Annotated in this window: 11 protein-coding genes; 8 read left to right on the top strand and 3 right to left on the bottom strand. The window is 71.5% G+C overall.

What is annotated here, in order from left to right:
• The first annotated feature begins 100 nt into the window (after positions 1–100).
• From ispG to HMPREF2883_RS10595, 3 genes are all read left to right on the top strand, one after another.
• Positions 101–1,282, top strand: coding sequence for a flavodoxin-dependent (E)-4-hydroxy-3-methylbut-2-enyl-diphosphate synthase (gene ispG / locus HMPREF2883_RS10585; protein WP_070662065.1), 1,182 nt, complete (start codon positions 101–103; stop codon positions 1,280–1,282).
• A 49-nt stretch (positions 1,283–1,331) separates the two neighbouring features.
• Complete coding sequence (locus HMPREF2883_RS10590; RefSeq protein ID WP_081384582.1) at positions 1,332–2,321, top strand: GNAT family N-acetyltransferase; 990 nt, start codon at positions 1,332–1,334, stop codon at positions 2,319–2,321.
• Positions 2,322–2,453: 132 nt separating this feature from the next.
• A complete protein-coding gene (locus HMPREF2883_RS10595; protein WP_070662068.1) occupies positions 2,454–4,289 on the top strand; it encodes a proline--tRNA ligase in 1,836 nt (611 codons plus the stop codon).
• 527 nt (positions 4,290–4,816) lie between these two features.
• On the opposite strand, the gene HMPREF2883_RS10600 is transcribed toward HMPREF2883_RS10595, so the two are convergent.
• The gene (locus HMPREF2883_RS10600) at positions 4,817–6,193 is read right to left on the bottom strand and encodes an MFS transporter (RefSeq protein ID WP_081381698.1); all 1,377 of its coding nucleotides are present in this window, start codon (positions 6,191–6,193) and stop codon (positions 4,817–4,819) included.
• Between the two features lie 81 nt (positions 6,194–6,274).
• Between HMPREF2883_RS10600 and HMPREF2883_RS10605 the strand changes: the two genes are divergently transcribed.
• Positions 6,275–7,132, top strand: a complete 858-nt coding sequence (locus tag HMPREF2883_RS10605) for a LysR family transcriptional regulator (protein WP_070662077.1) — start codon at positions 6,275–6,277, stop codon at positions 7,130–7,132.
• 565 nt (positions 7,133–7,697) lie between these two features.
• Here the strand turns inward: HMPREF2883_RS10605 and HMPREF2883_RS10610 are convergent.
• Together HMPREF2883_RS10610 and HMPREF2883_RS10615 are read right to left on the bottom strand one after the other, a co-directional pair.
• On the bottom strand, positions 7,698–7,934 hold the full coding sequence (locus HMPREF2883_RS10610) for a hypothetical protein (protein ID WP_070662080.1): 237 nt from the start codon (positions 7,932–7,934) through the stop codon (positions 7,698–7,700).
• Position 7,935: 1 nt separating this feature from the next.
• Complete coding sequence (locus HMPREF2883_RS10615) at positions 7,936–8,985, bottom strand: Tat pathway signal protein (protein WP_256277444.1); 1,050 nt, start codon at positions 8,983–8,985, stop codon at positions 7,936–7,938.
• Positions 8,986–9,099: 114 nt separating this feature from the next.
• Here HMPREF2883_RS10615 and rimP point away from each other — a divergent pair, with 114 nt between their 5' ends.
• From rimP to HMPREF2883_RS15625, 4 genes are all read left to right on the top strand, one after another.
• Complete coding sequence (rimP, locus tag HMPREF2883_RS10620; protein ID WP_070662084.1) at positions 9,100–9,618, top strand: ribosome maturation factor RimP; 519 nt, start codon at positions 9,100–9,102, stop codon at positions 9,616–9,618.
• Positions 9,619–9,812: 194 nt separating this feature from the next.
• Positions 9,813–10,853 carry a transcription termination factor NusA gene (nusA, locus tag HMPREF2883_RS10625; protein WP_070662087.1) on the top strand — a complete coding sequence of 347 codons (1,041 nt, stop codon included), beginning with the start codon at positions 9,813–9,815 and terminating at the stop codon, positions 10,851–10,853.
• A gap of 118 nt (positions 10,854–10,971) precedes the next feature.
• Positions 10,972–11,304, top strand: a complete 333-nt coding sequence (locus HMPREF2883_RS10630) for a YlxR family protein (RefSeq protein ID WP_070662090.1) — start codon at positions 10,972–10,974, stop codon at positions 11,302–11,304.
• Positions 11,305–11,395: 91 nt separating this feature from the next.
• Positions 11,396–12,000, top strand: a 605-nt coding sequence (locus HMPREF2883_RS15625) for a translation initiation factor IF-2 N-terminal domain-containing protein (protein ID WP_371080766.1), incomplete at its 3' end; no start/stop codon positions are given.

A 12,000-nucleotide genomic window follows, 5' to 3' on the forward strand; every position in this document is an offset into this window, starting at 1 on the left:
CCCGCAGGGCCGGGCAGGTCGTGAGCAAATCGGTACCGGCGGGAGCGATGCCACACACCTGAGGTGCGGGGCCCGGCAGGGCGGGTGACATACTGGTCGGGTGACTGAAGCGATCGCTCTTGGCATCCCTACGATGCGTGCCCAGGCCCCGGTCCTGGCGCCGCGCCGACCGACCCGCAAGATCCAGGTCGGCAGCCTCAACGTCGGTGGAGACGCCCCCATCACCGTGCAGTCGATGACCACCACGAAGACCCACGACATCGGCGCCACTCTCCAGCAGATCGCCGAGCTGACGGCCGCGGGTTGCGACATCGTCCGCGTGGCCTGCCCCACCGACAAGGACGCCGAGGCGCTGCCGATCATCGCCAAGCAGTCGCGCATCCCCGTCATCGCGGACATCCACTTCAACCCCAAGTACGTCTTCGCCGCCATCGAGGCGGGCTGCGGCGCGGTGCGCGTCAACCCCGGTAACATCCGCAAGTTCGACGACCAGGTCGCCGGCATCTGTAAAGCCGCCTCCGACGCCGGTGTCTCCCTGCGCATCGGAGTCAACGCCGGTTCCCTGGACAAGCGCCTGCTCAAGAAGTACGGGAAGGCCACCCCCGAGGCGCTCGTGGAGTCGGCCACCTGGGAGGCCGGGCTCTTCGAGGAGAACGACTTCCACGACTTCAAGATCTCCGTCAAGCACCATGACGTCGTCACCATGGTGCAGGCCTACCGGCTCTTGTCGGAGGCCGGTCAGTGGCCCCTGCACCTGGGCGTGACCGAGGCCGGTCCCGCCTTCCAGGGCACCATCAAGTCCTGCGCCGCCTTCGGCACCCTGCTCGCCGAGGGCATCGGCGACACCATCCGGGTCTCCCTGTCAGCGCCCCCGGTCGAGGAGGTCAAGGTGGGCACCAAGCTGCTGGAGTTCATGGGACTGCGCGAGCGCCAGCTCGAGATCGTCTCCTGCCCCTCCTGCGGCCGGGCCCAGGTGGACGTGTGGACCCTGGCGGAGGAGGTCGAGGCCGGGCTCAAGAACATCACCGCTCCGTTGCGCGTGGCCGTCATGGGCTGCGTCGTCAACGGCCCCGGCGAGGCCCGCGAGGCGGACCTGGGCTGCGCCTCGGGCAACGGCAAGGGGCAGATCTTCGTGCGCGGACAGGTCGTGGAGACCGTCCCGGAGGACCAGGTCGTCGAGACCCTCCTCAAGCACGCCGAGGCCATGGCCGCTGAGATGGCCGAGGAGTTCGGGCAGGAGGCCCTGGCCGGCACCAGCCCCATGGTTTCGGCAGCCGGCTGAGGACCGGTGAGGGCCGGGCGCCTCCCGCGCCGGCCCGGGCCTGACGGGTATGAGCTTCCTGCGGCACCGCGACACGAGGCGCGCTCAGCGTCACGCCGACCGCCTGACACCGGTCCCCTCCGATCAGGTGTCAGGAGTCATGTCGCTGTGCGCCCTGGAACCGGTCTGCGCCGTGAGCCTGGTCCAGCAGATGCAGCGCTGGACGCGCTGGGGGCGTGGCGACGTCGTCGCCCTGGGCGGACTGGCACAGCCCGTCGCCGCGGCCTGGTCGGTCGGCTCCCTCATGCCCTTCGGTCTGGCCGGACGCCCCGAACACGGTCTGCGAGCGGCGGACGCCGGCGAGATCCGGGCGCTGGCCGAGCACTGCCGACCCCGCCTGTCCAGGCACGGTTCCGTCTGCGGGCCGGCCCGGGACGTCGCGGCGGTCTGGGGCACGCTCAACGAGCAGGGAGTGCGTGCCCGCCAGGAGCGCTGGAAGCAGCCGGTCCTGGCCGCACCTCGCGCGGCTGCAGGGCTGGGCGGCGCGCACCGGCCCCGTCACCCGTCCCTGTCCTGGGTGGGACAGGCGGTGCGTCGGGCGCATCCGAACGAGACGGAGATGGTCCTTCCGGCCTCGGTGGACATGTTCATCGGCGAGCTCGGATACGACCCCACGACCGATGGTCCCGGATACCGGCGCCACGTCGGCTGGCTCGTTGAGCAGGGGCGCAGCTATGTCGTCCTCGACGACGGCGTCGGTGGGCCGGTCCAACCCGGATCGCCTCGGGCGGTGGCCTTCAAGGCCGACGTCGGGGCCCTGTGGCACTCCCCAGCAGGCGGCGTCGCCCAGCTGACCGGCGTGTGGACCCGCCCCGACCTGCGTGGGCGGGGAGTCGGGGCGGCTGCCCTGGCCGGTGTGGTGGACGCCGTGCGCCGGGACCATGTCGGTGCCGACGGCGTCGTGAGCCTCTACGTCAACGACTACAACGCCCCCGCCATGGCGCTCTACCGCTCTCTGGGCTTCGAGCAGGTGGGCCTGTTCGCCACCGTGCTGCTGTGAGCGTTCCACTGACGTGCGGCGCGCTCATCGCCCGGGTCGTGAGGGCTCGACGGCGTCGCACGCGTCAGTGAGGTGGGAGGCGCCCGGCGCTCTGCGTTGGGGTCAGGGCACCATACCCCGTAGGATCACCCCGTGCTGCACAGACTCTCCACCTCCTTCATCCGAACCCTGCGCGAGGACCCGGCCGACGCCGAGGTCGCCAGCCACCGCCTGCTCGTACGCGCCTGCTACATCCGCCGGGCCGCCCCCGGGGTGTACACCTGGTTGCCGCTGGGTCTGCGGACGCTGCGCAAGATCGAGGACATCGTGCGCCAGGAGATGGACGCCATGGGCGGCCAGGAGGTCCACTTCCCGGCTCTCCTTCCGGCCGAACCCTACCAGGCCACCGGGCGCTGGGACGACTACGGCCCCACCCTGTTCAAGCTCCGCGACCGCAAGGACGGGGACTACCTGCTGGCCCCCACCCACGAGGAGATGTTCACCCTCGCGGTCAAGGACCTCTACTCCTCCTACAAGGACCTGCCGGCCGTCGTCTACCAGATCCAGACCAAGTACCGTGACGAGGCCCGCCCCCGCGCCGGCATCATCCGCGGCCGCGAGTTCGTCATGAAGGACTCCTACTCCTTCGACATCGACGACGCCGGCCTGGCCGCCGCCTACCAGGCCCACCGGGACACCTACGAGCGGATCTTCACCCGCCTGGGCCTGGACTACGTCATCGTCAACGCCATGGCCGGCGCCATGGGCGGTTCCCACTCCGAGGAGTTCCTCCACCCCTGTGAGATCGGTGAGGACACCTTCGTGCGCTCCTCAAGCGGCTACGCGGCCAACGCCGAGGCCGTCACCACCGTGGCCCCCGAGCCCGTGGACGCCTCCGGGGTCGGCCCGGCGCGCGTCGTGGACACCCCCGACACCCCGACCATCGACTCCCTGGTCGAGCTGTGCAACCGGGCCTACCCGCGCTCCGACGGGAGGGCCTGGACGGCCGCCGACACCCTCAAGAACGTCGTCGTCACCCTCATCCACCCCGGCGGCGAGCGTGAGCTGCTGGTCGTCGGCGTGCCCGGGGACCGCGACGTCGACATGAAGCGCCTGGAGGCCGCCGTCGCCCCCGCCGAGGTCGAGATAGCCGGCGACACCGACTTCGAGACCCACCCCGAGCTCGTGCGCGGCTACATCGGCCCCACCGCCATCGGCCCCAACTCCCCGCTGCGGCGCGTGGAGAAGCTCGAGGACGGCACCGAGGTCCTCACCGGCTCCGTGCGCTACCTCGTCGACCCCCGGATCGTGGAGGGAACCAGTTGGGTCACCGGCGCCAACACCGACAAGAAGCACGTCCTGGACCTGGTCATGGGCCGCGACTTCACCGCCGACGGCACCATCGAGGCCGCCGAGGTCCGTGAGGGCGACCCCGCCCCCGACGGCTCCGGCCCCCTCCACCTGGCCCGCGGCATCGAGATCGGCCACATCTTCGAGCTGGGACGCAAGTACTCCCAGGCCCTGGGGCTGACCGTCCTGGACGAGAACGGCAAGGCCCGCGTGGTCACTATGGGCTCCTACGGCATCGGCGTCAGCCGCGTCATGGCCGCCCTGGCCGAGGCTAACCACGACGACAAGGGGCTGACCTGGCCCGTCCAGATCGCCCCCTTCCACGTGCAGGTCCTGGCCACCGGCAAGGACCAGGCCGTCTTCGACGTCGCCGAGCAGATCGCCTCGTCCCTGGACGCCGACGGCGTCGAGGTCCTCTACGACGACCGCCGCAAGGTCTCCGCCGGTGTGAAGTTCGCCGACGCCGAGCTCCTCGGCCTGCCCTACACGCTCGTCGTCGGCCGGGACCTGGCCAAGGAGGGGACCGTGGAGATCCGCGATCGCCGCACCGGCGAGCGCCGCTCCGTGCCCGCCGACGCCGCAGCGGCCGAGCTCAGCGCCACCGTCCGCGCCGCCCTGGAGGCCGCTGAGAGCCTGTGACAGGCGGCGCCGGTACCGGCCGCGGGGCGAACGCCTTGGACTCGGCTGGCCCCTCCTGGCTCCTGTACCGGGTCCCGAGGCACCGCCTCAACGCCGGCTCTGGCCCGGTCCTCTTCCTCGGGGCAGGTTACTGCACGAGGGTAGGGGGGTGTACTGACCAAGGGTTGTGCGTACTGCACGAGCCCCCACACCTCATGGAGTACCCCGCCCCTGCCCAGCAGTCCCCGACCCTCGTGCAGAGTGCATGCCAGGCACCGCCAAAATAATCGAGCCCGTCCCTGCCAACAGGGCGAGCAACGACTCTCACGGCCGGGAATCCTGCTCCACCGGTGTCTTGAGATGCCATGACGTCCGGAGTTCTCAGAAGTCATGAGACAACACAGCGTGGTTGACTCTCAGGCAGTGAGAGCTGAACCTCGTGGACTAGTTACCTTGTTGGTGGTCCCGGGCGGACTCCGGTTTGGACCGGGCCGACGGAATCGGCCCAAATTGCCGCCTCGACGCCGACTCATCCTCGGAACCCGCCCCTACGCCCGCCGGTCCCGGGGAGAGGCCGCCAGGCCGAGCACGATCACGACCGCCCCCGCGGCCAGGGCGCAGGCTCTTCCGGGGGAGCCGAGTGGGGCTCCCAGCAGGGCGCCGACGATGCAGGTCCCGACGCTGGTGCCGAGTTGGCGCGCGGAGGTCATGACGGCCCCGATGCGGCCGGGCGGGGCGTCGGCGGCCGACGCCGTCGTCAGGGTCGCCGCCGTGCTCGCCGACACCGCGGCGACGCCGAAGACGACTGTCGCGGCGCATGCGGCCGCGGGCCCCGTGGAGCGGGTCGCGCCGATCACGATGAAGCCCAAACCCGCGGCGCAGGGCGAGAGCGTCATGATCGGCCCGAGGGAGCGGCCCGACTCGCACAGGCGCTGGACGGCGGGTGCGCACAGCAGCGCCGCTGCGCCCTGGAGCCAGAACGGCAGGCCCGCCAGCCACGGGTGCGCCGCCCGCAGGGAGTCGAGCCGGACCGCCACGAGGAGCACCTCCGCGGCCTGCCACCCGCCGAATGCGGTCATGAGCACCAGCCCCGCCCTGGCCGTCGTGGCGGCGGTCATGGAGGGCGGGATGACCGGGCGCGTCCGGCCGGCGTCGGCGCGCAGGACCGCCAGCAGGAGGGGCGAGGCCGCCGCCAGCGCCGCGAGGGGCGTCCACCAGCTCCTGGCGAGCAGGGCCGCCTCGGCCGCGGCGAGCAGGACGGTCACCGCTGCGCTCAGGAGCACGGGAGGGCGTCCGTCCGCCCCCGCCGACCGCCGTCCCCCGCCCGTTCTCCCCCGTCCCAGCGGGACGGTCCCGATCAGGAGGGCGAGCGCGATGACGGCGGGGCCGGTGAATCCCGCCCTCCACCCCGCCGCCGCGATCAGCGGCGTTCCCAGGCCGACCCCCAGCGCGAGGCCGATCGCCCCCACGGCGGCGAACCAGCCCAGGGCGCGCCGCGCCCGTCGCGGGGGCAGGTCGATCAGGAGCGCCAGGGTCGCGGGGGCGGCCAGCGCCGCGCACGCCCCCTGAAGGGCCCGCAGGGCGATGACCGGCCCGACGGCGCCGACCATGGTGACCGCCCCGCCGCTGAGCGCGAAGGCGCCCAGTGCCCACCTCAGCGCGCGCAGGGCCCCGAAGCGGTCGGCGCACCAGCCCCCGAGCAGCAGGAGCCCCCCGAAGGCCAGCGCGTAGACGCCCTGCGCGAGGGAGACCCGTCCGACCCCGGTGTGCAGTTGGCGGGACATGACCGGGGTCGCCGAGGTGATCACGGTGGTGTCCAGGACCAGGAGGAGCTGGACTCCGACGAGGACGGCCGTCGTCCCCGGCGGCCCGCCCCGCCTCGAGCCGCCGCGGCCCCCTGCCGGTCCCATGTCCGAGTGCGTCATGGCCGCAGTCTCGCGAACCCATTGAGATCAGGCAAACAGCGGCTTTGACAGCCACCGATCAGTTCTTCTAATCTCGCGCACGTGGAGCTCAGACACCTCGCCTGCTTCCTGGCGATCCTCGACACGGGCTCCTTCACCCGGGCAGCCCGGCGCGTCCACCTCACCCAGTCGGGCCTCAGCCAGCAGGTTCGGTCCCTCGAGCGCGAGCTCGGCACGGCCCTGTTCACCCGCCGACCGGTGCGTCCGACGCCGTCGGCCCTCGCCCTGGAGCCCCACGCCCGCGCCGCCCTAGCCGCCGTCGACGAGGCCGGGCGCGCGGTCGCGGCGACGACCGGCGCGCACCTGGAGCTGCGGGTGGGGGCCATCGCCTCGCTCACCGCGGTCGACCTGTGCGACCTGCTGGAGCGGGTGCGCCTCGCCCACCCCAACCTGTCGGTCTCGATCGTTCAGGAGGCCACCGATGAGATGGTCCGGGACGTGCGCGACGGCCGCCTCGACCTCGCGATCGTCGACACCGCGCGCCCCTCCAGCCGCGACCTGGAGTCCCTGGTGGTCTGCGAGGAGTCCTTCAGCCTCGTGGGGCCGGCGCTGCCGTCCGGGCCGGTCGCGCCGGCCGACCTCGACGGGCGCGCATGGGTCGCGCTGCGCCGCGGGACCCGGCTCCGCGAGGTCTTCGACCGCCTCATGGAGGACCACCACCTGGTTCCCGCGGTCATCGGGCAGGTCGGCGACATCCGGCTGCTGGGCAGACTGAGCGCGGCGGGCTTCGGCAACGCCGTCCTGCCCGCGCCGATGACCCGCCGCCAGCGGGCCGCGCCCATTCCCGCGGCCGTTCTGGCGCCGCGCACCGTGCGGGCCGTGTACGCCCCGCGTCACCGCAACCCCGCGCTGGCGACCTGCCTGACGATCCTGCACGATGGCGCGGGTTCCGCCGGGTGAGTGCCGTGATCCGGTCTCGTCGGCTGGGGTCCCCGGATCCGGCGGTGACACATTCCATTGCCCAGTCCCCGCCCGCGTCGGTCGGAGCGAGGCTCGGGTGCGATGAGCCAGTCCAAAGTCTGCGGCGAGACCGTTTCTGATGAGCAGACGGCCCGACGTCGCCCCGTTCCCGTTCGGGAGCCGTCGGGGAAGGCTTCCGTGGCGCCCGCTCAGGTCAACAGACCCTGCTTGGTCAGTCGGTCCTTCGTGATCGTGGCCGAGTCGAGCTGCTTGCCAGTGGAGTGCTTGTTTGAGTGTGCGCAGTTCGTCGGCCGTGAGCCCAGCCTGGACGGGCTTCGCATCGAGACTGTCCGAAAAACCCCCAGCAGTCCAGACACACCACATAGGGGCACCCTCATTGCCCCGGTTGACCGGCGGACTGGCCGAGCACCCTCAAAAGATGGAAGGGTCAGGATGCCGCTGGGCCGGAGGCCCCAACGATCCGGTGCTGCAGGTGTGACGCGTTGCCGCCACATGCGAGACGACGAGTCCTACGGGGATCTCCATCGGAGCGGGGCGGGCTTTCTCACCTCGGGGCCGTGTCTGCCTGGATGTCGGCCAGGCGCTCCTCGGTCTCCTGCTGCTCAACCGCGTGCTCGTGGGCCGGGTTGAAGACGTTGTCGATGGGACCCAGGAGGGCGCCCCGGGGGTCGCGCTTGCGGCGCCGCCAGTAGATCCAGCCACGGCGCTCCATCCACAAGAAGAGCTGGTCCACGGCCGCCAGGGCGGCGATGGCGGCCACGGCCGTCACGACAAGACGCATGTCAGGCGGCGTAGCCGGGCAGGGAGGAGAAGTCCGCGCCCCAGGCGGTGGCGCGGCGGGCAGCGTCGACCGCACCGGTGACGGCCGCTTCCCGGGCCGGGCTGGAGGCCTTGGCAGAACCGGCCTCCTGCACCTCTGAGGACACGATGGCGGACCACACCTGCCGGGCCCAGAGCACCTGGGTACTCACACTGGGGTCGGTGGACTCACTCGGGGCGGCGTAGGCGCTCAGCCGCTTGTCCTCGGAGCCCGCGGCCACCGCGGCGTTGACGACGGAGGTGGCGGCCTTGGCATCAGCGACCGCCCGAGTGCGCTGGGAGTCGTCGCTGCGCGCCGCAAGCTCCTCCATGGCGTAGCGGGCCTCGTCATAGGAGGTCAGCAGACCGGAGCTGATCTTGGAGCCCTGCGCCACCTCCACCCGTGACTTATCCGCCGAGCTCGGCGGCTGGAAGAGATCATGCTGGAGACTCCAGGCCACCGTCAGCGAGGTGAAGAGCCGGGCATCCTGCTCCGAGGCGGCGGCGATCGCCGCCCGGCGGGCCAGCGTCGATCCATCGGCCAGGGCCGTGGCCAGATCCTGGGCGGAGGCGCCCGCCGAGGCCGACGGCACCGGAGCAACCGTGGGGTAGGTGGAGGGCACCTGTGTGGGCCAGGGCTGCCATACCCCGCCCAGGGTCTCGAGCTGGGCGTCAGCCGTCTGCTTGACCCCCTCGGCCAGGGTCACCGTCGTGGCATCCCCGCCGCCGGCCTGCGCGACCACACCGGCGGTGGAGGAGATGAGCGCGGCCTGCCGGGCCAGGCCGTCACGGGCGGTCTCCGCCGCCGAGGCCGATGGCAGGGACGCCGGGGAGCCCTTCCCCAGACGCAGTCCGCAACCGCTCACCGCCACGGTCAGAGCCGTTCCCACCGCGAGCACCGCGGTGCGACGCGTCAAGCCGTGGCCCGCCGCGTCGGCGTCGCCACTGGTACGGGGCCTGGCGCCGAGCCGGTCACTGTAGGCCGGCTGAGAGCCGTTCGACTGGGCGGGCAGGGGAGGGCGGCGAGTGTTCACCGGGGAATCCTCCCACAGACGGCGGGTAGCATGATCCCGACCTCGACCACCTCGACCATGTTGACCACGTCGCCCGGGCCTTCGCCTCGGGCCAGTACGGGAGGAAGAACGACCATGGCAGCCCCTGATCAGCGCAAGGATCCGCGCCAGCGCGCTGACGCTCTGGCCTGCAGTCTCACCGATCTGCTCCTTCCCGTTGTCAACGATGCCGGGCTTCATCTTGAGAGCGTGGAGACCACCCGGGCGGGAAAGTACTCGGTCGTGCGCGTCTTCGTGGACCTGGTCGATGGTCCCGGAGACCTCGATCTCGACGCCCTGGGGCCCGTGACCGCGGCCGTCTCCCAGGCCCTCGACGAGGCCGACCCCGTCAAGGGTCAGTACACCCTCGAGGTCTCCACCCCCGGCGCCGAGCGGGAGCTGAGCACCCTGCGTCACTTCCGGCGTGCCGTTGGTCATAGTGCCCGGGTGCGCACGGCCGACGGTGAGCTCACCGGCCTCGTCACCGCGGCCGATGAGGACGACGGCGCCAGTGAGCACAACGGCGGCATGGTCGGGATCGAGGTCGACGGCGTCGAGCGCCGCATCGCGCTGGGGGACATCATCGAGGCCCGGATGGTGGTGGCCGGGCTCTAGAGCCGGGCAACAGGCCGAAGATCCATAGGATACTCCCCACGGGTAGTGACCGGGAATAATGTATGTCCTGATAACTGATAGGTTGACGGACCTGCCCGGGAAAGACGTGATGGACCATCCGACCCCTCACGGGCTACCGTCAACGGGAACCCAGTGAACACCCGCTCAGCGGACCAGAGAGGACCCAAGGACCCATGGACATCAATATGCCGGAGCTGCGAGGCGCTGCCGACGAGCTCGGTATTGACCTGGACAACCTGCTGCCCGCTATCGAGGACGCCATCCTGGGGGCCTACTCCAAGGTGCCCGGGGCCATCCGCGGCGCCCACGTCGAGATCGACCGTCGCACCGGGCACATGAGCGTCCTGGCCCCGGAGGTCGACGAGGACGACCAGCCCACGGGGGAGTACTTCGATGACACCCCCGATGACTTCGGCCGCATCGCCCAGGCCACGGCCCGCAGCGTTATCGTCCAGCGCATCCAGGACCGCCGCGACTTCGAGGTCCTGGGCGCCTTCAAGGACAAGACCGGCGAGCTGATCTCCGGCACCGTGGAGCAGGGGCGCGACCCCCGCATCGTCTACGTGCGCCTGGACGAGGAGCACGAGGGCATCATGCCTCCCCATGAGCAGGTCCCCGGCGAGCGCTACCGCCACGGCGACCGCGTGCGCGCCTACGTCACCGATGTCTCGCGCGGCACCCGCGGGGCTCAGATCATCCTGTCGCGCACCCACCCCGGTCTGGTTCGCAAGCTCTTCGAGCGTGAGGTTCCCGAGCTCTCCTCGGGTGACGTCGAGATCGTCTCGGTGGCCCGGGAGGCCGGTCACCGCACCAAGATGGCTGTGCGTTCCAAGGTCCGCGGCGTCAACGCCAAGGGCGCCTGCATCGGCCCCATGGGGCAGCGGGTGCGTGCGGTCATGACCGAGCTCGGTGGGGAGAAGATCGACATCGTGGACTACTCGGAGGACCCGGCCCGCTTCATCGCTAACGCCCTGTCCCCGGCCCGCGTGGCTGCCGTGGGCGTCATCGACGCCGAGGAGCACACTGCGCGCGCCATCGTCCCCGACTTCCAGCTCTCCCTGGCCATCGGCAAGGAGGGGCAGAACGCCCGTCTGGCCGCTCGCCTGACCGGGTGGAAGATCGACATCCACGCCGACGCCGAGTCCGGCGAGATCACCCCCGGCCAGGGCTCCCAGTCCGACGACGTGACAGGTCCCTCAGAGCTGGGCGACTGAACCGCCCTGTGGGGCGATGTAGACTTTCCGGCGGACCTTTGCGGGTCCTGCGCCGGGATTCCTCGGCTGCGGTACCCGCGTCAGCGGTTGCAGAGCAGCGGAAGGACGCCGACGGACGGTGGTCACCATCCCCCACGTGCCCGAGCGCACCTGTATCGGCTGTCGACAAAGGGCCCCACGGACGCAGCTGCTGCGTCTCGTCCTGACGCCGAGCGGTGAGCTCGACGTCGACGCCCGGGCCGTCAGACCCGGGCGCGGCGCCTGGATCCACCCGGATCCGGCGTGCCTCGACCTCGCTGAGCGACGCCGCGCCGCTCCACGCGCCCTGCGCACCGGCGGACCACTGGATGTGGCCCGGGTACGCGGGTTCCTGGAACGGAGGATGGTCAACGACGGCGAGGTCCCCGCTGCCCGACCGGGTGAGCGGACCATCGATAGCGAAGGCGGGTAGGAAGCCGATGGGCACCCGATGAGTACCCAGCGATGAGCTGCCTCTAGAAGCACCCACCCCTGTCCGGGGTGGGAAACCGGACAGGAGAAAAGTGGCTAAACCACGCGTTCATGAGCTCGCGAAAGAGCTCGACCCCACTGGCAAGAAGGTCACCTCGAAGGTGATCCTGGCCTGGCTCAAGGACCAGGGAGAGTTCGTCAAGGCGGCCTCGTCCGCCGTTGAGCCACCCGTCGCTCGCCGGGTTCGCGAGCACTTCGCCGCCCAGGTGCAGGAGGCGCCGGCGGACACCCAGGCCGACAAGCCGGCCAAGTCGGCCAACACCGACTCTCAGGCCCCCAAGCCTTCCAAGAGCGCCCCCAAGCCGGGAGCCCAAGGCGCCAAGCCTGGACCTGCCGGTGCTGCGGCCCCCGCTCCGAGCCCCGCCGTCAAGCCGGCCGCCCCCAAGCCGGGTGCCGGCACCCCCAAACCAGGTGCTCAGGGCGCCAAGCCGAGTGAGGGCGCCCAGGCCCCGGCCGCCGCCAAGCCGGCGCCCCAGCCGAGAACCGCGGGCGCGGCGCCCAAGGCCCCCAAGCCCGGAGCCAGGGCTGCCAAGCCTGCCTCCGCCTCTGGCGCCCCGACGCCCGGCTCGCGCCGCAGCGCCCCGACCCCGGGGCCTCGCCCCAGTGCGCCGCGCCCCGGCAACAACCCCTTCGCCAC

Source organism: Actinomyces sp. HMSC075C01 (assembly GCF_001812965.1).
Classification (GTDB): domain Bacteria; phylum Actinomycetota; class Actinomycetes; order Actinomycetales; family Actinomycetaceae; genus Actinomyces; species Actinomyces acetigenes.